Annotated in this window: 19 protein-coding genes and 1 riboswitch; of the genes, 18 read left to right on the top strand and 1 reads right to left on the bottom strand. The window is 27.5% G+C overall.

The genetic code is table 11. The features are described 5' to 3' along the window. Nucleotides 1-86 precede the first annotated feature (86 nt). Nucleotides 87-1,298 carry a BaiN/RdsA family NAD(P)/FAD-dependent oxidoreductase gene (locus NSA50_RS03380; RefSeq protein WP_195264327.1) on the top strand — a complete coding sequence of 404 codons (1,212 nt, stop codon included), beginning with the start codon at nucleotides 87-89 and terminating at the stop codon, nucleotides 1,296-1,298. A gap of 79 nt (nucleotides 1,299-1,377) precedes the next feature. Here NSA50_RS03380 and NSA50_RS03375 read toward each other — a convergent pair whose 3' ends face one another. Next, nucleotides 1,378-2,691 carry a VanW family protein gene (locus NSA50_RS03375; protein ID WP_195264328.1) on the bottom strand — a complete coding sequence of 438 codons (1,314 nt, stop codon included), beginning with the start codon at nucleotides 2,689-2,691 and terminating at the stop codon, nucleotides 1,378-1,380. Nucleotides 2,692-3,133: 442 nt separating this feature from the next. Here NSA50_RS03375 and NSA50_RS03370 point away from each other — a divergent pair, with 442 nt between their 5' ends. The 17 genes from NSA50_RS03370 (at nucleotide 3,134) to NSA50_RS03290 (ending at nucleotide 23,880) form a co-directional block, all read left to right on the top strand. Continuing rightward, nucleotides 3,134-4,891: a methyl-accepting chemotaxis protein gene (locus tag NSA50_RS03370; protein ID WP_195264329.1), complete on the top strand. Its 1,758-nt coding sequence runs from the start codon at nucleotides 3,134-3,136 to the stop codon at nucleotides 4,889-4,891. A 272-nt stretch (nucleotides 4,892-5,163) separates the two neighbouring features. Beyond that, a complete protein-coding gene (locus NSA50_RS03365) occupies nucleotides 5,164-5,970 on the top strand; it encodes a cation diffusion facilitator family transporter (protein WP_257442991.1) in 807 nt (268 codons plus the stop codon). A gap of 120 nt (nucleotides 5,971-6,090) precedes the next feature. Beyond that, nucleotides 6,091-7,260, top strand: coding sequence for a sensor histidine kinase (locus NSA50_RS03360; RefSeq protein ID WP_257442989.1), 1,170 nt, complete (start codon nucleotides 6,091-6,093; stop codon nucleotides 7,258-7,260). Then, nucleotides 7,253-7,957, top strand: a complete 705-nt coding sequence (locus NSA50_RS03355) for a response regulator (RefSeq protein ID WP_257442988.1) — start codon at nucleotides 7,253-7,255, stop codon at nucleotides 7,955-7,957. Before NSA50_RS03360 ends, NSA50_RS03355 begins: the two co-directional genes overlap by 8 nt. A 289-nt stretch (nucleotides 7,958-8,246) precedes the next feature. Continuing rightward, complete coding sequence (locus NSA50_RS03350) at nucleotides 8,247-9,122, top strand: hypothetical protein (protein WP_195264333.1); 876 nt, start codon at nucleotides 8,247-8,249, stop codon at nucleotides 9,120-9,122. A gap of 325 nt (nucleotides 9,123-9,447) precedes the next feature. Continuing rightward, a complete protein-coding gene (locus NSA50_RS03345) occupies nucleotides 9,448-10,449 on the top strand; it encodes an ABC transporter ATP-binding protein (protein WP_195264334.1) in 1,002 nt (333 codons plus the stop codon). Between the two features lie 3 nt (nucleotides 10,450-10,452). Next, the gene (locus NSA50_RS03340; protein WP_195264335.1) at nucleotides 10,453-11,271 is read left to right on the top strand and encodes an ABC transporter permease; all 819 of its coding nucleotides are present in this window, start codon (nucleotides 10,453-10,455) and stop codon (nucleotides 11,269-11,271) included. Between the two features lies 1 nt (nucleotide 11,272). Beyond that, nucleotides 11,273-12,064 (top strand): ABC transporter permease, encoded by a 792-nt coding sequence (locus NSA50_RS03335; RefSeq protein ID WP_195264336.1) that lies wholly within the window; start codon nucleotides 11,273-11,275, stop codon nucleotides 12,062-12,064. Between the two features lie 229 nt (nucleotides 12,065-12,293). Then, on the top strand, nucleotides 12,294-14,729 hold the full coding sequence (locus NSA50_RS03330; protein ID WP_257442983.1) for a heavy metal translocating P-type ATPase: 2,436 nt from the start codon (nucleotides 12,294-12,296) through the stop codon (nucleotides 14,727-14,729). 62 nt (nucleotides 14,730-14,791) lie between these two features. After that, a riboswitch (Lysine riboswitch) is annotated at nucleotides 14,792-14,963 on the top strand. Nucleotides 14,964-15,033: 70 nt separating this feature from the next. Beyond that, complete coding sequence (locus NSA50_RS03325; RefSeq protein ID WP_195264338.1) at nucleotides 15,034-16,356, top strand: APC family permease; 1,323 nt, start codon at nucleotides 15,034-15,036, stop codon at nucleotides 16,354-16,356. A 155-nt stretch (nucleotides 16,357-16,511) separates the two neighbouring features. Next, nucleotides 16,512-19,244: a sigma 54-interacting transcriptional regulator gene (locus NSA50_RS03320; protein ID WP_195264339.1), complete on the top strand. Its 2,733-nt coding sequence runs from the start codon at nucleotides 16,512-16,514 to the stop codon at nucleotides 19,242-19,244. Nucleotides 19,245-19,445: 201 nt separating this feature from the next. Beyond that, nucleotides 19,446-19,754 carry a PTS sugar transporter subunit IIB gene (locus NSA50_RS03315; RefSeq protein ID WP_008678226.1) on the top strand — a complete coding sequence of 103 codons (309 nt, stop codon included), beginning with the start codon at nucleotides 19,446-19,448 and terminating at the stop codon, nucleotides 19,752-19,754. Between the two features lie 26 nt (nucleotides 19,755-19,780). Continuing rightward, complete coding sequence (locus NSA50_RS03310; RefSeq protein WP_195264340.1) at nucleotides 19,781-20,101, top strand: PTS lactose/cellobiose transporter subunit IIA; 321 nt, start codon at nucleotides 19,781-19,783, stop codon at nucleotides 20,099-20,101. Further along, the gene (locus NSA50_RS03305; protein WP_195429360.1) at nucleotides 20,094-21,200 is read left to right on the top strand and encodes a DUF871 domain-containing protein; all 1,107 of its coding nucleotides are present in this window, start codon (nucleotides 20,094-20,096) and stop codon (nucleotides 21,198-21,200) included. The genes NSA50_RS03310 and NSA50_RS03305 overlap by 8 nt, the downstream gene beginning before the upstream one ends. 392 nt (nucleotides 21,201-21,592) lie before the next feature. Further along, entirely contained in the window at nucleotides 21,593-22,945 is a 1,353-nt protein-coding gene (locus NSA50_RS03300; RefSeq protein WP_257442978.1) for a PTS sugar transporter subunit IIC, read from the top strand. Nucleotides 22,946-23,022: 77 nt separating this feature from the next. Beyond that, nucleotides 23,023-23,181, top strand: coding sequence for a hypothetical protein (locus tag NSA50_RS03295; RefSeq protein ID WP_195429361.1), 159 nt, complete (start codon nucleotides 23,023-23,025; stop codon nucleotides 23,179-23,181). An 81-nt stretch (nucleotides 23,182-23,262) separates the two neighbouring features. Then, nucleotides 23,263-23,880, top strand: a complete 618-nt coding sequence (locus NSA50_RS03290) for a hypothetical protein (RefSeq protein WP_257442977.1) — start codon at nucleotides 23,263-23,265, stop codon at nucleotides 23,878-23,880. The last annotated feature ends 290 nt before the right edge of the window (nucleotides 23,881-24,170 follow it).

Raw genomic sequence — 24,170 nt, 5'->3', positions numbered from 1 at the left:
TCATTTAGATAACTCTAAGTGATTTTATTTTGTTTTTAGTATATAATATATTTCAAAGATAAATGAAAATTTTAAGGAGATAAATTATGGCAAAAGTTATAGTTGTTGGAGCTGGACCTGCAGGGATAATGGCATCATTATCAGCTTCAAAAAATAATGAAGTTATTCTAATTGAAAGAAATAGTGAAATAGGTAAGAAGTTAAAGCTTACTGGTGGTGGAAGATGTAATATAACAAATAATAGAGATATAGAAGAATTTTTCGATAAAATAGTTACAAATAAGAAGTTTTTATATAGTGCACTTTATACTTTTCCTAATACTACTTTATTAGAATACTTTTCTAATAATAATTTAGAATATAAGGTTGAATACGATCAAAAGGTATTTACAAAAAGTGATAAAGCTGATGAAGTTATAGAAATATTTAAGAGAGATCTTATGAAAAGCGATGTTAAAGTTTTATATAACACTAAAGTAAATGATTTTATTGTTGAAGATGAAATTATTAAAGGTGTAATCACAGAAGAGGGAAAAAGAATATATGCAGATAGTGTTATTGTAACTACTGGTGGGAAAAGTCATCCAACTACAGGATCTGATGGTAGTATGTATGATATATTAGAAAAGTATGGACATACAATAAATCCATTATATCCAGCGTTAATTCCACTTGTAACAAAAGAAGGGTTTGTTAAAAATCTTCAAGGTGTATCAATGAAAGAAGTAGTTATAAGTACTACTATAAAAAAGAAAAAAATACAACGACAAGGAGATATGATATTCACTCATTTTGGAATATCTGGACCAGGTGTTTTAAAATTCTCATCGTACATAAATAAAATTTTAAAGGAAAAAGAAGTTGAAATAAAACTAGATTTTTTACCTGAAATATCTAAGGATGAGTTATCAAAAATAATTAGATCTAATCCAAATAAAAGTTTACTAAATAATTTAAAAGTATATTTACCTCAAAATTTTATAAAAGAAGTACTTAATATTTTAAATTTAAATGAAGTAAATATTCATGAAATGAAAAAAGAGGATGAATTAAAGCTTATAGAATATATAAAAGAAATGCCTTTAACTGTTGAGGATACTATCACAATAAAAGCTGCTATGGTTACTAGTGGAGGCGTTAGTGTAAAAGAAATAAATTCATCTACTATGGAATCTAAAAAAATTAAAAATTTATTCTTTGCTGGTGAAGTTATAGATATAGATGCGGAAACAGGAGGATATAATCTTCAAATGGCATTTTCAACTGGATATTTAGCAGGAACTAGTATTGATAATTAAAAAAACTTCAAATTTAAAGAAGTTTTATCATTAATAAAGTATTGTTTAAATTAAAAAAAGCTGAGAAACTCAGCTTTTTTTAGTTTGGAAGTGGTTGATATGTGCTCCTGTCTAGATATTCATTAATAACTAATTCACCATTTGAATTATATCCATATAGATAAGTGTCAGCACTTAGTGGTCCTAGAGGTACTGATACTGGTTCATATGTTATACCGCCCTTTACTGATTCATTTGACCAAAATTCAATAGTTAAATTACCATTTCCAGCATAAGTATTTACTACTACTGGATATTCAAAATTGTTAACAAATTTTAAATCAATTAGATTATCAGCTAATGTAGCGTCAAGGCCTATAGGAACATATGAAACTTTCATCATATGGTTAAGTCTTTCAGAAGGTATTATTCCTGCTCTTAACATAGTATTGTAAAGAGTTGAAGCAACTTGACATACACCGCCGCCTATACCAGGAACTACTTGTCCATTAACATAAGTATTAGCAGCTACGAAGCCATTTTCTATAGTAGTTGGACCTATTGCTTTTTCTGTAGAAAAAGTTTCACCAGGCATTACTATAATATTATCAATATTCCTTGCAGCAAGTTGAAGGTTTGTACCACTAGGGCCAGCTGAATAACTTGTTGAAAAAGCTGAAATTTTATTGTTTACATTACTTAAAGCACTAGCTTTAATATTAGCTTCAACAACATCAACGTTTCCAGTTACTTCTACTACATTTGGAGCTTTCATGTCTTTTATTTGAGATTTAATTTTATCTATTAAGTCAGCAGAATTTAATTTAAGTCCAGTTGAATCATTTGATATATTTATTGCTCCTCCAGAAATATCTATAGAAGCATTTATAGGACTAACATCTACAGCTGTAGATATACTAGATACAAATGAAGTTAATTTTTCATCATTAAAAAGAACCTCAAATTCATATTCTCTATTTTCTGGTTTTCTTAATAATTTTATTTTTTCAAAGAAACCTTCATTTTTTCCAAAACTTAAAATTTCATTTTCAAGTTCTTCATAGTTAATAGTTGCTTCTAGATCTTTATAAGAAATCTCAAAACTTTGTTCCTTCGCTTCAACATTTACTTTTTTGTTACTTATATCTTCAACTAAAGAAATAAGTGTAGTGTGTAAATCGTTATTATTTAACCCTGCTAAATCTTTATTTAGTATATAAGCACCAGGATAAACTTTATCTGCATAGTTATTTATTAATTTAGTACTTGAGATAATCCAATAACCAAGAATGGAAACTAGAATCAAAAATACTAGAAGTATGAATTTCCATGATTTTAAAATAGAAACTATACTTTTTTTATCAGTTTGTACCACTTCCTTAGGTGTTTCAGTATTAAGATTATTATTGCTCATAAATACCAACTTTCTATATAGTTACTTTATCATTTTCATGATATATATAGTTTACCGCGAAGAAATAATAATTTCAAGAATTTGTGGAAAAAATTACTAAAAAATTATGGATTTTATATTATTTAATAATATAAATAAAGATTTAACTAAAATGGTCGAAAGTAAATTATATGTTAATAAGTTAATATTAAATAATATTAAATAGTAATGATAAATTTTTCATATAAATTTCAATAAATAATTATAAGATTAATAGAGCCTTTAGTGATTATTATTTTATAATTAAGTTTGTATTTTATTGGCTTATAAAAATTAATTTTAAATAAAATGGGGATAGTATAAATTTTGAAATTATTATAAAAAGTATATATATTTACAAAAAGTTACTAAATGATTAAAATTATAACATAGCTAATGTAAAATAATAATTAGGGGGCAAACAATGAAAAAGAGAAGGTTAAGAAAAAGTAATAAGCATTATAAGAAAGGAAAGTCAAAAAAAATTAAGAAAAGGACAAGTACTATAGGTAAAAAGATTTTTAGTATTACAGTAACTGTAACAGTAATAGCGATGATAATACTGTTAACTATTAATATACTAATGTTTAGTAGATTGCTGAATTCAATTGAAAAAGATATATTAGCTAGGGGAAAAAATATTAAAGGAAGTATATCTACAGGGGATATTAGTGCTGTAATGCAAGATAAAATAACAGGAAGTTATGACTATAAAAAGTTAAAAAACGATTTATCCAATGCAAAAAGCAATGAAAATATTACATATGCAGCTATTTTAACTAAAGTTAACAACGAAAATGCTGAAATTATGGTAGATACAGAAAATAATATGCTTAATTTTGGTAAGAAAATAATATTAAATGATGAATTACATAAAGTTTTTGATGGAGAGGTTATATCAATTGAAGTAAAAGAGAAAAAAAACACTCTAATAAAATCATATTATCCAATTAAGGGGATTAGTGGGAGTGTTGATGCTATATTAGAGGTAAGTGACGATATTACACAAATTATAAATGTAAAAAAAGTAATACTTATTCAACTTGGTATATTAGCAATAATATTAATTATTGTTTACAGTATAGTATCATATGCTTTATCAAGGAGTATTAATAGAAATGTAAAAAAAGTCATAGATGGACTTGTAACAATTTCTGAGGGAGATTTAACTAAAGTAGTAGAAGTCAATAGTAATGATGAAATTAAGTTAATAGCTGAGTATATAAATATATTGAAAGAAAAAATTTCTAAAATGATAAACCAAATAATAATTTTATCAAATAAAGAAATTATTAATATAGAAAAGTTATCTAACTCAAGTAAGGAAATGGCAGCAGCTTCAGAAGAAGTTACAGCTACAATTCAAGAAGTTGATTCAAATATTTATATTCAAAACGAAGATACCAAAGAAATAAGCAGCTTACTCAATGGATTTGGAATATCAATTCAAGAAGTTAAAGAATTAATTAATGAAACTAATTATTTACTAACTAATGTAAATAATCAATTAAGTGGGAATAAAGAAGATTTAATAATGCTACAGAATTCAAAGATTGATATACAAAATTCTTCATCATATATGAATGATGAATTAAAAAAGTTATATTATTCATTAGAAAAAATAAAGAATATAGCTATTTTTATAGATTCAATAGCAGATCAAACTAATTTATTAGCATTAAATGCATCCATTGAAGCAGCAAGGGTTGGTGAAGCTGGAAAGGGATTTGCAGTTGTAGCAAATGAAATAAGAAAACTTGCAGAAGAGGTTAAAAGTTCATCTCTTGATATTGATAAGCTACTAACAGATGTAATAAAAGAAGGTAATGAGGTAAAAGAAACTTCAAATGTTATGAATTTTAAGTTAGAAAAGCAATATGGTGTAATAGATAGCTCTATATTATCTTTTAAAGATATAGTAGATAAAATCATTGAAATAGTTCCTAAAATGACAGATGTAAATAATAAAATGGATAAAGTATCATCAGAGAAAAATACTATTATAGATTCAATAGAGAAATCAAGGATATTATTAGATGAAATATCACATTCTTCAGAAGAAATAAAAACTTTTTCAAGAGAATTAAGTATTATGGCTCAAGGAGTTGCAGAAGTCGGTGAAGAGTTAAATAATAATTCTAATGAAAAAAATATTGAAATCAATAAGTTTAGGATAAATTAAATTAAGTTTTAGGGATATATGCAATGTATATTATGTACTTTTATGCTTTTTATTAGAAAGTAAGAAATTTAGAATACTCATATTAATAAAACATAAATAACATTTTAATGGATTTAGATATGCAATATAAAAGGATAAAATAATATTATAAGATTTCAGATTGAAGGAGTGATATTATGAAGGCGGAAAACAAAATTCTTAAGTTTTCAGCAATTGGTGGATTGTTCTTCGCTGTCTTAGGTATTGCATGGGGATGAGCTATACACTCGGAAATGATAGCTTTTGATGGATTATACTCATTTGTAAGTCTAGGACTAGCAGTATTTGCAATTATTACTACTAATTTTATTAATAAAAGTGATTTTAAAAATTATCCTTTTGGAAAGGCAACATTAGAGCCAATTCTAGTTATTATTAAATCATTAGTACTTTTAATAATGTGCGTAATAACTATGTTTTCTTCGATAAAGCAAGTTTTAAATGGTGGAAATGATGTTGAGGCAGGTTTTGCGTTAGGATATGCATTAATTTCATCCGTTGGATGTACTGTAGTTTATTTATACATGAGAAAATCATCAAAGAATCTTAATTCCGAGATAGTTAAAGTTGAAAGTAGCCAATGGCTTATGGATTCTATGTTAAGTATAGGAGTGCTGGTAGGATTTTTAATTACAATTATTTTAAAGTATATTGGATTAGAAAATTTAGCAAGTTATGTTGATCCAGGAATGGTTATTTTAAGTTCAATAATATTCTTGAAAATGCCTATAACTTCTATAATAGAAGCTTTCAGAGAAATAACAAACTCTACAGCTGATGATCAAATAAACTATGACATAAATTTATTAGTAAAAGAAATTGAAGAGGAATATAACTTAGAAGAGTCTATAGCAAGAGTAGCAAAAGTAGGAAGAGAACTTAGAATAGAAATTGATTTTATAGTATCTAAAGATTCGAAAATAAAGTCTATAGATGATATGGATAAAGTAAGAGAAATAATAGATAAAAATACAAACCATTTTGATTTGAAAAAGTGGATGAATGTATCATTTACTAAAAATAAAAAATGGGCTATATAAAAACTACCCTAGAATTTATCTAGGGTAGTTTTTTATATAAATATTTTACTAATTAATAAAAATATGGTATTTTAAAAGTATATTTATAATTTTATCTAAGGAAAAGTCGGTGAGGGTATAATGGTAACTGAGAAATATTCTTCTGAGAATGTAAAAGAAATTATTGATGGCGTAATAGAAGAGATTAATATAGGGAAATCTAAAATCTTTCATATAGCAGATACTATGAGAGATGAATTAGAAATTAAAAAGAAAGAACTTAAGGCTGTTAAGAGTGGACTTTCTAAAGTTATTGATGAAGTAGATTATTTAGAAAAAATTGATAAAGCAATGAGAAATAAATTAGTAGAGGAATCAAAAAAATTATCTCAGGTTGATTCTGATTTGTTTAAAGATATATATGAAGAAGCGTTAGATATTAGAGTAAGATATATAACAAAACAAAATGAAGAAAAAGAGCTAATTTTAAAAAGAGATATTTTAGAAAGAACCTTGAAAAATTATAGCTTAAGTATAGAAGAGGCACAAGGAGCGGTTAATCAAATTAATATAGCATTAGGATATCTAGAAGGTAATGTTTTAGATATAATAAAAGACCAAGATGAAAAGTCTCAAATGATAACTGGAATAAAGATATTGGAAAATCAGGAGTTAGAAAGGCAAAGAATAGCAAGAGAAATACATGATGGACCAGCTCAATACATTGCAAATGTATTGATGCGCGTGGATTTTTGTAAAGTAGTAGTTAAAAAAGACCTTGAAAAAGGAATAAATGAATTAGATGATTTGAAATCCAATATAAGAATGGCATTAAAAGAAGTAAGAGGTATAATTTATGATTTAAGGCCTCTACACTTAGAAGAACTGGGGTTAATGGAAGCTATAAAAGATATGATAAATATTATATCAGCAGAAGCTAACATAAAAATAGATATTAATGTTGATGAGTCAAACTATGAAGTAGAAAAAATAATGCAGATTGCTATATATAGGATTATACAGGAAATATTAAATAATATTAAAAAACATTCTAAAGCAAAATATGTTTACTTAAGAATTAATTATATTAAAGATTATATATATATTTATCTTCAAGATGATGGTATAGGTTTTGATGTGCAAGAAACTTTAATAAATACTAAACAAAAAGGAAATCGTTATGGATTGATTGGTATATTTGAAAGGGTAGAACAATTAAGAGGGAAAATAGAAGTAAAATCTTCAAATGGTGAAGGAACTATATATAAAATAAAACTTCCAATAAACAGAAAGGTAATAAAAAATGATTAATGATAAAATTAGGGTTATAGTAGTAGATGATCATGATTTGATAAGAGAAGGATTAAATAGAATAATAAGTTTTGAAGAAGATTTAATAATATGTGGAGAGTTTAGAAATGGTGAAGAGCTACTTAATAACATAAACGAGTATGATCCAGATGTTATATTGTTAGACATAAATATGCCTGGAAAAAATGGAATAGAAACTTTAAAAACATTAAAGATATTATATCCTAATATTAAAATAGTTATGCTAACTGTAGAAAATGATAGAAAGACTATAATGGAGTCAATAGATATTGGTGCAGATGCATATATATTAAAAGAATCAGCAGGAAGTGAAATTGTAAATGCTATAAGAAATGTCTATTTAGATGAAAAGTATATAGACAAGTCTCTAATAAAAGCTATGTTTTTAGACATTAAAAATGATGTTATGTGGAAAAATAAAGAAATAGAATCTTTGAAATTACTAACAAATAGAGAATTAAATATACTATATGAGATTTCGAAAGGGTTAAAAAATAAGGAAATTGCAGAGAAGTTATTTTTATCAGAAAAGACAGTGAAAAATTATATTACAAGCATATTTAAAAAAATTGAAGTAGAAGATAGAGTCCAAGCTACTATATATGCTTTAAGGAATAATGTGGCAGATTTTTACAATGATAAATTAAATAATGAAAATAAAATGTTAAAAAAATGACGAAAAATGATATTTGGTTTACGTTTTCAAAAGGAAGTTCAATAATAAGTAGATATTATAAATAATGTGTTGCTGATTAATAAAATATGCTATTTTATTAATAAAATAAACCGATATTAAATATATATGTAAAAAAATATGACGATATGTAATAAAACGTTAATTTATGTTATATAAATAAATGAATTTATCATATAAATAAAGGATAATAATTTAACAGTATTGTTGAAAAAAAAACAAAGTCAGTATAGAATTATCTTGTAAATATCATTTTAGGGGGATAAATTTTATGATATCAAAAAAATTAATTGCTGTATGTTTATTATCAACTGCATTATTAGTTGGATGTGGAAGTAAAGAGGCTTCAACTTCAAATAATAATAGCTCAAGCTCAACAGAAAAAAGTGAGAAATTCACAGGAACAAAAAAATATGAAACATTATATGACGCAACTGGAGCAAAAGGTGACGTTATAGTAACTGAAGTTGAATTTAAAGAGGGGGAACCGGTAAAGGTTTCACTAGATGTTCGTCAAGAAGATGGAACAATGAAAAAAGAAGAAGCTAAAAAAGGTAATTATGTAATGAAAGAAGGCGAAGCTAAAAACTGGGGAGAACAAATGGAGTTATTAGAAGCTTTCTTGAACGAAAACAAAGTTGATGTATCTAAAGTAAAATTAACTAATGATGCTGGAAATACAGACGCAGTATCAGGAGTATCAATTAAGGTTGGAGCTTATGTAAATGCAGTTAAAGAAGTTATAGATGCAGTTAAAGAAGGTAAGGAATTAGAAACTGGATTCACTGGAGCTAAAATAGCTGAAACTCCATATGATTCAACTGGAGAGAAAAAAGATATGGTAGTTACAAAAGTTGTATTTAACCATGGAAAACCAGTTGGAGTTAATATAGATGTTAAACAAGAAGACGGTTCAATGAAGAAAAAAGCTTCTGAAGAAGGTAAATATGTAATGAAGGAAGGCGAAGCTAAACACTGGCATGAACAAATGGGATTATTAGAAAAGTTCATGGTTGAGAATAATTTCGATCTTTCAAAAATAAAATTAACTAATGATGATGGAAATACAGATGCAGTATCAGGAGTTTCAATTAAGGTTGGAACTTATGTAAAAGCTGTACAAGATGTTTTAGATTCAGTTAAGTAAAAATTTTTAGCCACCTATTTTGGGTGGCTTTTTTGTTTTATAGTATAAATTTTTTATTATAATAGAGTTTTAAATTTACTAAAATACTATCAATTAAACTTGGGGGAGTTAAATATAAATTACATTTAAGTTTATATAGATGTAATTATAAAACATTTAAATGAAAGATATTAAGTTATAACACAAATTAATAATATATAAATTGTATCAAAATACAAAATATTAAATATATGTAAACTAAATGAATATATTTGTTGACTGAATAGTATAGTCATAGTAGAATGATCTGGAAATATTTTCTTTATTAATAAAGGTAGGTGAGTATATGATAAAAGTTGAAAATTTAAGTAAGGAATTTAAAAGTAATAAAAAGTATCCAGGATTTAAAGGTGCTATAAAATCATTTTTTTCTAGGGAATATATAGTCAAGAAAGCTGTTGATAATATTAGTTTTGAAATAGAAGATGGGGAAATTGTTGGATATATAGGGGCAAATGGTGCAGGTAAGTCTACGACTATAAAAATGATGACAGGAATTTTAACTCCATCATCTGGAACTATTTCTATAAATGGGTTAATTCCATATGAAAATAGAGAAAAAAACGCTAAGGATATAGGAGTTGTTTTTGGACAAAGGACACAATTGTGGTGGGATTTGCCTCTTTCTGAAACCTTTTCTTTATTAAAAGATATTTATGATGTAAATGATAACGATTTTAAAGAAAGGATGGAATTTTTAAATGAAGTTTTAGAAATAAATGAGTTTATCCTTAGTCCAGTAAGAACATTATCTCTTGGTCAAAGGATGAGGGCTGATTTAGCAGCAGCATTATTACATAATCCTAGAATTATATATCTAGATGAGCCAACAATAGGATTAGATGTAGTTGTAAAAGAAAAAGTTAGAAGTGCAATAAAAGAAATTAACAAGAAATATGGGACTACAGTCATTCTTACAACTCATGATTTAAATGATATAGAAGAATTATGTAATAGAATCATTATAATAGATAATGGAACAAAGATATATGATGGGAGCTTAAAAGATATTAAAGATAACTATGGATACATAACAACTATAGAGGCTCAAGTTAAGAGTTTAAAGGGATATGAAAACTTTGATATTAATAATGAAATGAATATTAGTAAAGAAAATTTAGAAATGAAGGCTTTAGATAATAAAATTATTGTTAGATTTAATAGAAACTTTACAAACCAAGCGGAAATAATATCTAAAATAATATCTAAATTTAATGTTTTAGACTTTTCAATTTTTGAGACAAGTATTGAAGACATTATAAAGAAGATATATAGAAAAGAGGTGTAAATATTGAAGTCTTTTTTTGACATAAAATCATATTTAACCTTTACAAAGAATACATTTCAAAAAAATCTGTCATATAGAGCAAATGCTATAATATTCTTTATAGGAGAACTAATGTTATTATTTGTAACTTTTTATTTGTGGAAGGCTATATATAGAAGCTCTGACAGTATGATTATAAAAGGATTTAGCTTAAATGAGATGATAGTTTATGTACTTATTTCATTTATAACAGCTATAATTGTAAATGCGGATATAGTTTATCTAATAAGTGGAGAAGTTAAGGATGGGTCAATAGCTATAAATTTAATTAGACCAATAAACTTCAGAAAAAGAATGTTTTTTGAATCACTAGGAAATTTAATGTATAACTTTATAGTAGTATTTTTTATAGGTTTTGTAGTAGTTACTATATTACAGTTTAGCTATAGTGGAAAAATTTCTATGGTAAATACAATTTTATATTTAATCAGTATTTTTGCAGGATTTCTTATTAATTTTTGTTATAGTTATATGTTTGGATTATTATCTTTTAAAATAACAAATATGTGGGGATTAACACAAATTATGAATGCTATATCACAATTGCTATCTGGAGCATTAATACCAATAGTATTTTTCCCAAGCTGGATGCAAGGAATTTTTAATTTTCTTCCTTTTAGCTCTATGATATATACACCTAGTATGATATATCTAGGAAAACTAACTAATATTGAAATTATTAAGGCAATATCTATTCAATTTTTGTGGGTAATAATACTTATGATTATTGGTAGGCAGATGTGGAAGGCATTAATAAAAGAATTAACTATATTAGGAGGATAAAATGGTTAAATATATAAAATTATATTCGAAATTTCTTAAGCAATATATAAAGACCCTAATGGAATATAGGATTGATTTTGTATTAGGATTGATTGGGTTTATTTTGATTCAACTAGCTGGTGTTGTATTTATTAAATTAATTTTTAGCGTTATTCCAACATTAGATGGATGGGGTTTTTATGAAATTTTATTTATTTATGGATTTGCACAAATACCTAGGGGAATAGATCATATATTTACCGATTATTTATGGATATTCAGTTGGAAAACCATAGTTAAAGGCGAATTCGATAAATATTTATTGAGACCTATAAATCCATTATTTCAAGTTATATCAGAAAGTGTTCAGCTAGATGGTTTGGGAGAGGTTATAATAGGGTTTATTTTACTAGTAACAGCATCAATAAATTTAAATATTTCTTATAATCCAATGAAAATACTAGAATTTATTTTTGTAACCATGTGTGCAACTTTAATATATACTTCAATAAAACTTGCAACATCATCTATAGCATTTTGGGTTAAATTTTCACAATCATATATGTCTATGGCATATTCAATAAGTACCTTTGCAAAATATCCTATAAGCATTTATCCAAGTGCGATAAAATTTATATTAACATTTATTATCCCCTTTGCTTTTACAGGATATTATCCAGGTGCATATTTTATTGGAAAAGGAAATGAATTAACTGGAATTATTTTACCGTTTATTGTTAGTTTGGTAGCTATAACATTATCATATAAAATATGGTTAAAAGGTATTAGCGTATATGAAAGTGCTGGAAGTTAAATGATAGACATATGTATACTAAAAGGTATATATATGTCTTTTTATTTTAATAATAAATGGTGATAACAATAAATATTAGTATTCTTTTTATAAGACATATCAATATTATATTATTTACAAAATAACATAAATTTGCATTTTTAATGAGAATTATTATTGACATTACAAATAAAAATAGTATAATAACATTACACCACACCCCTGGGGGGTGGTTATAGGAGGGATTAATATGAAAGAAGAAAAAGTTAAGATATCAGGTATGACATGTACTGCATGTGCAAGCAGAGTTGAAAGAGTAATAAATAAGCTTGAAGGAGTAGATAATGCAAGTGTAAATTTTGCTACCGAAACTTTGAGTGTTAAATATGACAATGAGAAAGTAAATAGCTCGGACATTGAAAAAGCTATAGAAAAAGCAGGCTATGGAGTTGAAAAAAATACTAAGAATTATAGTTTTAAGGTTGAAGGAATGACTTGTTCAGCTTGTGCAAATAGAGTTGAAAGGGTGACTAAAAAGGCAGATGGAGTTATAAACTCGTCAGTAAATTTTGCTACAGAAAAATTAAATATAACTTTTGATGAAAATAAAATATCTATTAATGATTTAAAAAATATCGTAGAAAAAGCAGGATATAAATTAATAGTAGAAGAAAAGAAAGAAAGTGAAGTAAATAAAATTCCAGCGCATAAAAAGCTTTGGTATAGATTTATTTTATCAATAGTATTTACGATACCTTTATTAATAATATCCATGGGTCATATGGTAGGAATGCATTTACCTAATATTATAGATCCTATGATGAATCCATTAAATTTTGCAATAATTCAACTTGTATTAACCTTACCAGTTATGATAGTAGGATATAAGTTTTATTTAATAGGATTTAAGAATTTATTTAAATTAAGTCCTAATATGGATTCATTAATAGCTATAGGGACATCAGCGGCAGTTATTTATGGTTTATTTGCTATATATAAAATAAATATTGGTGATCATGAATATGCAATGCATTTATATTTTGAATCAGCAGCAGTAATACTTGCATTAATAACTTTAGGCAAGTATTTAGAAGCTGTATCAAAGGGAAAAACTTCAGATGCTATTAAGAAACTCATGGGATTAGCTCCTAAGACTGCAAATATTATTAGAGATGGCAAAGAACTTACTATTCCTATTGAAGAGGTAAAAGTTTCAGATATTGTAATTGTAAAGCCAGGTGAAAAGTTGCCTGTTGATGGAGAAGTTATAGAAGGAAATACATCAATAGATGAATCTATGCTTACAGGAGAAAGTATTCCAGTTGAAAAGAGTGTAGGAAGTAAGGTAATTGGTGCAAGTATTAATAAAACAGGATTTATAAAATATAGAGCTACTAAAGTTGGAGATGATACAGCACTTGCTCAAATAATTAAATTAGTCGAAGATGCTCAAGGAACAAAAGCACCAATAGCAAAACTTGCTGATGTAATAGCAGCTTATTTTGTACCAACAGTAATAGGATTAGCTATTATAGCAGCCTTAGCTTGGTATATATCTGGTGAGTCAGCTGTATTTTCTCTAACTATATTTATAGCAGTTTTAGTTATAGCATGTCCTTGCGCTTTAGGATTAGCAACACCTACGGCAATTATGGTAGGAACAGGGAAAGGTGCTGAAAATGGAGTTCTTATAAAAGGTGGAGAAGCTCTAGAAACTGCATATAAAATAGAAACTATTGTTTTTGATAAAACTGGAACTATAACAGAAGGAAAGCCAAAGGTAACAAATATAATTAGCAAAGATATAAGTGAAACAAATATTTTAGCATTAGCAGCCAGTGCAGAAAAAGGTTCAGAGCATCCATTAGGAGAAGCTATAGTAAGAGCTGCAGAAGAAAAAAATATTATGTTGAAGAAGATTGAAGAATTTAAAGCTATACCAGGTCATGGGATAGAAGTAAAAATAGAAGGCAGTATTATTGCCTTAGGTAATAAGAAGCTAATGACAGAAAGAGGAATAGAATTAGGTGACTTACATGATAAATCTAATAAGTTAGCAGAAGAAGGAAAAACTCCTATGTTTTTAGCTATAGATAATCAAATAAAAGGAATTGTAGCAGTTGCAGATACAGTTAAAGAAAATAGTAAAAAAGCTATAGAAGCTATCCATAATATGGGGATAAAAGTAGCAATGATAACTGGTGATAATGAAAAAACAGCAAGAGCCATTGCAAAAGAAGTAGGAATAGACATTGTCTTAGCAGAAGTGTTACCTGAAGATAAGGCGAGTGAAGTTAAAAAATTACAAAGCGAAAATAAAAAAGTAGCAATGGTTGGAGATGGAATAAATGATGCTCCAGCATTAGTTCAAGCTGATGTAGGAATAGCAATAGGATCAGGAACAGATGTAGCTATAGAATCTGCAGATATTGTATTAATGAAGAGTGATCTAGTAGACGTTATAAAAGCAATTCAGTTGAGTAAAGTGACTATAAATAATATAAAACAAAATTTATTCTGGGCATTTGCATATAACGTGTTAGGAATACCAGTAGCAATGGGAGTACTTCATATTTTCGGAGGTCCATTATTAAATCCTATGATAGCAGCTGGTGCCATGAGCTTAAGTTCTGTATCAGTATTATTAAATGCATTAAGACTTAGAAAATTTAAAGCAAACATTTAGTTTGTGTCGAATGCCCTTGACATATGTTGAAATTTTGATAAAATTAAGATGTAAATTAAATATTTGTAGATAGAGGTTGCAATAATTAATAGTAATATTAATGAGGTAAGCACGATGATTTAATATGAAAGGAATTATTGCCGAAGTTTATAATTTTGCTTAAGGATTTTAAACTGGTTTTGTATAAAATATATGCAAAGCTGTCACAATAATTTGTGGAGAGCTATCTTTGTGTTTGTTTAAAGTTTGCAATAAATACGAGCCCAAAGAGAAATCTTTGGGCTTATTTTTTTAGGAGAAAAGTATGGAAAAGAAGCATATGAAAAAGGAAATTACTTTATTTATGGCTACTATGCTTGTGTGTGGAAATATGATAGGCTCAGGTGTATTTATGTTACCAGCAACATTAGCAGATGTATCTGGCCCACTAGCAACAATGATTGCTTGGATAATAACGACAATTGGATCAATATTGATAGCTATATCCTTTGCTAATTTAGGATCTAAATATCCATCTACAGGTGGAGCTTATCAATATACAAAAGAAGCTTTTGGAGAATTTGCAGGTTTTTTAAGTGCTTGGTTATATTGGAATGGTTCATGGATTGGTAATGCAGCTATAATAGTAGCATTAGCTAGTTATAGTGCAGCAATAATTCCGGCTCTTAACAATCCATTAGCTTCAATAATATATACTAGCTCAATATTATGGATATTTACAATTATAAATATAGTGGGTGTTAAGAAAGCTGGAAAGATACAGTCATTTGTAACAGTATTTAAAATTGTATTTTTTGGATTATTTGTAGTAGTAGCCTTTTTAAATTTTGATAGTGCTAATTTCTTACCATTGATGCCGGATGGGAAAGGTCTTGAATCAGTTCCTCTTGCTGCCACTTCTACTTTGTGGGCTTTTGTTGGATTAGAAAGTGCAACTGTAACTGCAGGTGAAATTAGTAATCCAGAAAAGAATGTAAGGAAAAGTACAATTTATGGAATGATAATTTCAGCAATAATATATATTTTAATAAGTGTAGCTAGTATGGGAGCAATGCCTAATGGAGAGCTATCTACAAGTTCTGCACCTCTTACTGATATATTAACTAAGATTTTAGGTTCTGCAATAGGAAAACCTCTAGCGATATCAGTAGTTATATGTATTTTAGGTACAACTATTGGTTGGTTATTATCAACTGCAAGAGTTGCCTATGCTGCAGGAGAAGATGGCGTATTTCCTAAGGGATTGGGGAAACTACATCCTAAATATTCAACACCTTCAAATGCTTTAATAATAGGCTCAGTACTTGTAAATATATTACTTATAATGAATTATCAAAAAAGTATGGTTTCAGCATTTACTTTTATAACTATACTTGCTACATTAGCATTTTTGCCAGTATATCTTTTAACTGCATGTGCAGAAATTATGCTTATGTTTAAAGGTGAAAAAGATATAACGTTAAAAATTTTCTTGAAGAAATCTTTTGTTCCTTTATTAGCATTTATATATACAATGTGGACTATATATGGTTCAGGAGCTGAAATAGTAATGTGGGGATTTATACTTATGTTACTTGGGGTTCCATTTTACATATACAATCATCATAAAAATAAAAAAACATTATAAACAAAACTAAAAATAGTAAAAATAAGCTTATTCTTATAAAAAATAAGGATAAGCTTTATTTTTATCTTCAAAAAATTTTGCTACTGTAAAAAAAATAATTATATGTTAGAATTAATAAGATATAAAAGTTTACATAAAGGTGATGGGAGGTAAATATGAGCAAAATAGATGAGATTTATAATGCTTTAAAAGAGTTAGAAGTAAAAAATAATCAAGGAGTAACAGCAAGTGAACTTAGTATTTTTATGAAGTTAGACAGGGCTAATGTAAGTAGATATTTAAATCAGCTTTATAAAGATGGAGTTCTTAACAAAATAGAAGGCCATCCAGTTAAGTACAGCTGCGTTACTAAAAATGAAGATAAAAAGTCAAAAGAAATTAAGAAAGCTTATAAAGAGATAAAGCGAAATACTCTTGATACATTAGTTGGGGCTAAATTAAGTTTACAAATGCCAATTCAACAAGCAAAAGCTGCAATATTATATCCTCCGAGAGGATTGCACACTTTAATTTTAGGTGAAACTGGTGTCGGTAAATCTATGTTTGCAGAAGCTATGTATAACTTTGCAATAGAGTCAAAGGTTATAGGAGAAGAAGCACCTTTTGTTAGATTCAATTGTGCAGATTATGCAGATAACCCACAACTAGTTATGGCTCAAATATTTGGAGTAAAGAAGGGTGCTTATACAGGTGCTGATTCTGATAGAGATGGCCTGCTAAAAAAGGCTCATGGTGGAATATTATTTTTAGATGAAATTCATAGGTTATCTCCACAAGGTCAGGAAATGTTATTTACATATATAGATAAAGGACATTTCAGAGTGCTAGGAGATACTGAAAAACTTGTTAATGTGGAAGCACAAATTATTGCAGCAACCACAGAAGATCCTCAATCATTCTTACTTAAAACTTTTAGCAGAAGAATACCAATGGTGATAACCTTGCCATCATTAAAGGAGAAGAATATAAAAGAAAGATATTATTTGCTTAGAGAGTTTATAGAAAATGAATCTCAAAGAGTTTCAAAGAGTATTTATTTTAATAAAAATGCATTAATATCATTTTTATTATATGATTGTCCTAATAATATAGGTCAATTAAAAAGTGATCTTCAACTTTCTTGTGCAAGAGCATTTTTAAAATATAAAGCTAAAAATAAGGACTATATATTAGTTGATCAGGAAGATTTACATCAGAGAGTAAAAATGGGCCTTATGAAGTTACAAGAGTATAGAGATGAAGTTGATGAGATATTAAACAATATGGGAGATGTTCTTAAATTTTCATATAGAGATAAAATTGCATTAATAGAAGATAGCCAAAACTTAGAAGAATTTAAAGAAAGAGCTATGTTTTATGACAGAATTGAACAAAAAATAGAAGAGTTAAAAAATGATGGAATAGAAGAAAAAGAAATTGATGAAATTTTAAATATAGATATAGAAAAATATTTTAGAAAATATATAAGAGACTTACCAGAAAAATTTAGAAAAGATGAAATATCAAAAGTTGTTGATGTTGAGATAGTAGATTTAGTAGAAGAAATTCTTTTATTTGCGTCTAAAAAGTTAAATAGAGACTATGATGAAAAAGTTTACTTTGGGTTAGCTCTGCATATTCAAGGAAGTTTAGAGAGAATAAGACAAGGAATAAAAATATTTCATCCTAAATTAAACTTTATTAGAGGGGAATATGCTAGGGAGTTTATTGTATCAATGGAAGTTGCTAGCATTATAGATAAAAAATTTAATATAGAAGTACCATTAGATGAAATAGGATATATAACAATGTTTTTAGCAACTAATCCATATGAACAAGATAAAGCAAAAGATGAAAGAGTAGCTGTGCTAGTCATAATGCATGGACATTCTACTGCTTCATCTATGGTAGAGGTTGCAAATTCTTTAATAGGTGAAGAATACGTGCAAGCTTTAGATATGCCTTTAAGTATGAAGGCTGAGGATATGTATAAGATTGCTATGGAAAAAGTAAAAGAAATTCACACTGGAAAGGGAGTTTTTCTTTTAGTAGATATGGGCTCTTTAACTAACTTTGGAGATATGATAAAAGATGAAACTGATATTAAAGTAAAAACTATTGATATGGTTACAACCTTGCTAGTTATAGAAGCAGGAAGAAAAGCATTAAATGGAAGAGGTTTAAAAGAGATATATGAATCTTGCCTTGAAATTAAGAGATATGGAATTCAAGGGGCTGCATCAAAAATAGATCAAAAGGAAAGTATAATAATTACTTCATGCTTTACTGGGGATGGTTCAGCACAAAGATTAAAAGAAATAATAGAAAACAATATAAATAGCAAAATTAATATTAAAATTCATGCTCTTAATATATTAGATAAAGATGATTTTTATAGCAATATAGAGTCACTAAGTCAAAAATATAATATACTTGCTATTGTTGGTGTTTTGAATACCTTTGTCCCTAATATACCATTTATATCAGCAGCAGATATTTTATCTGGAGAAGGGATAGATGATTTAGAAAAGCTTATATCACAAGAAGAAGAGTACTATAAGATAGTAGAGAGTATGGAGAAACAGATAAATAATATTGATTCATATAAGCTTATAAGAGATATAAGGAAAACTTTGATTAATATAGAAGAACATTTAAATATTAAACTAATACATGAAGTGAAGATAGGTATATTAATTCATATTTGTTTCTTAATAGATAAGCTAAATAAAGGCGGAAAAGAAACACCTTTCGTAATGTTAAATGAATTTAGGCATTCAAACAATAGAGAGTTTATACTTATAAAACAATGTTTAAAACTTCTTGAAGAGAACTACAGTGTAAATATTGGAGAAAATGAATTGGCTCATATAGTTAAAATGGTAGTTAATAATAAGACATCTGTGTAAAAACAAAGATGAATATATATTGTTATTGTTATGTGTGTAATCAATTGTTACACACTGAAGAATTTTGCTTGTAATTTTGGAAGTGAGTAAATATGCGGTTTCAAGATGGATAATATGTGAAATTTTTATTAGATTAAATTTGGCATTAAAATTGCTAATAGATATAGTGTAAGGATTTATATATATGAGGAGGTAATTTAAATGAAAAGAATATTACTTGTTTGTTCAGCAGGGATGTCAACATCTCTATTAGTTAGTAAGATGCAAGCAGCAGCTAAAGCTCAAGGAATCGATTGCACAATAAATGCTGTTGGTGAGGCAGAATTAAAGAAACATGAAAATGAAATAGATGTATTATTATTAGGACCACAAGTTAGATTTTTATTAAGCAAAATGAAAGCTAAATTCGAGCCAATAGGAGTTCCAGTAGAGGTAATCAATACAGTAGATTATGGAACAATGAATGGGGAAAAAGTTTTAAAACAAGCGCTATCAATGAGCAGTAAGTAGCAATAATCGTAAAAGGGGTGTAACCAATGGAAAAAATTATAATGGATCTAATAATCTTTAGTGGTGAAGCTAGAAGCTATGCAATGGAAGCAATGCAATTAGCGAAAAATGGACAAATAGATGAAGCAAGAGAATTACTAGAAAAATCAAAGGAAACTCTAGGTGATGCCCATGCAACACAAACTAGTTTAATTCAAGGAGAAGCAGCAGGAGATAGATGTGAAGTATCATTATTATTAGTACATGCACAAGATCACTTAATGACATCAATAGTTGTAAAAGATTTAGCAGAAGAAATTATAGATCTTCATGAAAAGTTAAATAAGGTGGAATGTAGAAATGAATAATTTAGGAATTTCAATATACCCTAGCAATGCCTCAGTTAACGAAATAAAAGATTATATAAGACTTGCTGCGAAATATGGTTTTAAGAGAATATTTACATGTTTAATATCTGCAAGTGATAAGAATATTGATGTTGTTTTAAATGAATTTAAAGATATATTAAGTGTAGCTAATGAAAATGATATGGAAGTTATTGCTGATATAGATCCAAATGTATTTAATAAATTAAAGGCATCTATATTTGATTTAAAAGTATTTAAAGAAATGGGATTATCAGGTATAAGGCTTGACATGGGGTTTAGTGGATATGAAGAATCTGTTATGACTTTTAATGAGTATGGGTTAAAAATAGAATTAAATATTAGTAATGGAACAAAATATGTTGACAACATACTTTCTTATAAAGCAAATTTAAATAATCTTTATGGTTGTCACAATTTCTATCCACATATTTATACAGGTTTATCTTATGAAAATTTTATAACTTCAAGTAAACAATTTAAAGAGTTAGGGATAAGAACTGCTGCCTTTGTGAATTCTCCTTCAGCAGAACATGGACCTTGGCCGGTATCAGAAGGACTATGTACTTTGGAAATGCATAGAGGTTTACCAATAGATATACAAGCTAAGCATTTATTTGCAACGGGATTAATTGATGATATAATCATAGCAAATGCTTTTGCATCTGAGGATGAGCTTAAAGCATTAAGTGAGTTGAATAAAGAAATGCTAGAATTTAATGTTGAATTAGTAGAGGGGATAAGGGATTTAGATAAGAAAATAGTTTTAGAAGAATTCCATTTTAATAGAGGAGATTCTTCAGAATATATGGCAAGAAGCACTCAAAGTAGAGTAAAATACAAGGGAGAAAGCTTCCCACCATACAATTTGGTAGATATAAAAAGAGGGGACATTTTAATTGATACGGATTTATACACTAGATATGCAGGAGAGTTACAAGTAGCTTTAAAAGATATGAAAAACACAGGAAAAACTAATGTAGTTGCTAAGATAGTTGAGGATGAAATATTTTTATTAGACTATATAAAACCTTGGAGTAAATTCTCATTTAAATTAAATAGTAAATGTAAAATTATCTAGTGATTAAAAAAAATTCTGGCGAAACCAGAATTTTTTTTATATCTATTTAAAATTAAAATAAAAAATAATTAATAATATTAACATATTATTACACAAATAAATTATTTATAAATTTGTGTAATGGAATTACACAGACTGGGAAAAATAAGTGTGTAAAAAAATAGAGCTTGAAAGCTAGATATATCAAGGTTTTCAAGAAAAATAAGGATTTTAAAAACTTGGCACACAAATTGCTTTATATATAGTAAAGAAAACAATATCAAATAAAATTCAATGTAAAGGATTTTAAATAATGTTATTAACTGATTAACTCTTTATAATGAAATTATGCATAAAGAATATTCTAAGAGAAAATCAGTAAATATAAACAAAAATTTTAAGGGGGAATTTAAATGGAAAGATTCATGAACTGGATGGAACGTTATATGGTTCCAATAGCATCTAAAATAGGTGCTCAAAGACACTTAGTAGCTATACGTGATGGTTTTGCTACAATAATGCCACTTATGATTATTGGTTCTTTCGGACTTTTAATTCACAATTTTCCGATTCAATCAGTTAAAGATTTATTTGTAGAAGGACAACCTCTACATTGGCTAGATGTAATTGCACTAAATGTGTATGGTGGATCAATGTTCTTAATGGGACTATTTGCTGCAATATCTATAGGATATGCATTAGGTAAATCATATGATGTTGATGGATTTGCAACAGGATTAGTTACACTAGCATCAAGTTTAGTATTTACAAATATGTTTGCTTATAAAGCTCCAGTTACTTGGGGTGGATTTGATGCAGGAACACTTGGATGGGAACCAGGTATATTTACAAAATGGCTTGGACCATCAGGATTAATTACTATATTAATTGTTACTTTAATTACAGGTACAATCTTTGCTAAGTTATCTCAAAATAAAAAATTAGTTATCAAATTACCAGATGGAGTACCACCAGCAGTATCAAGATCATTCTCAGCATTATTACCAACTATGATAACTTTAACTTTAGTAGGAATAGTATTTGCTATTTGTGAAGCATTTGGATATGCAGAAGTTTATCTACATGTATATAACTTAATTTCAAAGCCATTAATGGGACTTGCAAATTCTTTACCAGTATTATTAGTATTAATATTAATACAACAACTTTTATGGTTCTTTGGATTACATGGATCAAATATATTAGCACCAGTTATAAATTCTATATTCCTTGCTTTAACAGCTGAAAATATGGCAGCTATAGCAGCTGGTAATACAGAAGGAATTAATATTATAAATAGCCAATTATTAGATTCATATGTAAATCTTGGAGGTTCAGGATTAACAGCAGCATTAATGATAGCTATGATAATTAAATCAAAGAGTGCTATAAATAAATCAATTAGAAACGTTGCAACAGGTCCAGCATTCTTTAACATAAATGAGCCAGTTATCTTTGGCTTACCAATAGTATTAAATCCAATATATATTATACCATTTATTTTAGCACCGATTGCTTCAGCTATCATAGCTTATGTATTAAGTAAAGTAGGATTCGTAGCTCCAGCATCAGCAGTAGTTCCATGGACTTGTCCACCAGTAATATCTGCTTTCTTAGCAACTGGACAATGGCAAGGAGCAGTTGTAGCATTAATTAACATTGCAGTTTCAGTATTAATTTACTTACCATTCGTTGCTTATGCTGATAAGAAGAACTTAGAAATGGAACAAGCAGAAATTGCTTGTGATCAATCAAGCGCCCTATAAATAAAAAATATAAAATAAAAAGTAAAAGGGATAGTTTTATTACTATCCTTTTTGCACAAATTTTAGGAGTTGGTATTATGAGAGAAATTTTATATAAAGTTACACATTTATTTACTTATGCAACAGAAGATAGAAATGATGCAAGTGTTAAAAAAAGAAAATCGCAAGCAGTTACAAATATTTGCGCAATAATAAGTATTTTATTATTCTTATATTTATTAACAGGGTTAAATTAATAATTATTGAATTTAATAATATAAATAATTTATTTAAATAAGGGAAAATTATTATTGAGAAAACTTAAGGAGGTCATTGCTATGAAGTTTAAATCATTAATAATTCCTTTAACTATGGTAGCATTGTTATCTGTAGGATGTAGTAAAAATGATAATAGTGGTAATACTAACGAAAATACACCATCTGTAACTGAAAATAATGGTGGTGCAACTAATAATAACGGTACAAATACTAATAATGGTACTGGTGAAAATAAGGCAGATATGGTAACATCTCCATCACGTGTTACTGATGAAGCAAATTTATTTAGAGCCATTGGAGAAAGTTGGATTGTAATACTAGAAAACGATGTAAATACTACAAAAGAAGTAGTATTAGATACAGGTTTTAAAAAGGCTGATAAAGATGATTCAAGTAAGATGGTACCAGCATCACGTGTATTAGCTTTATATAAAAATGGAGAAAATAAAGTAAAAGAAGCATCATATACTTTAACTACACCTAAATTAACAATTAAAGATGAAAATGCAAAAATAGAAGGTGGAGTAGTTAAAGGAGATGTATATATTGAAGCTAAGGGAGTAACGTTAGAAGATGCAACAATAGATGGAAATGTTTACTTTAAAAATGAAGAAGCAAAAAATACATTCCATATGGATGAAAAATCAAAAGTAGCAGGAACTATGGAAGTTAAATAATATTTTAAGAAGCAATATCAAAATAAATTTTATATTAGCTGATAAAAAGGGAAGTTCTAATTCGAACTTCCTTTTTGTCGCATATATAAGTAATAGACAAAAGTTTCCACTTAAGTTTAAAACCATCTTTAAAGTAAGTAAAATAAATGCTTTAAAAGGGGACCGCGTTTTAAACTGATACCTATAGACTAGACACTTAAATAAAAGGGTTTATGTCTATAGGTATTTTTTATATAATTAAATAAATAGATGGAGGTTGCTGAATGGGTAGATTTTTATTAACGAGAGAA

The organism is Clostridium mucosae (assembly GCF_024622765.1).
Lineage (GTDB): Bacteria > Bacillota > Clostridia > Clostridiales > Clostridiaceae > Clostridium.
The sequence above is the reverse complement of the archived record's forward strand: the minus strand, read 5'-3'. Positions and strand labels throughout refer to the sequence as shown.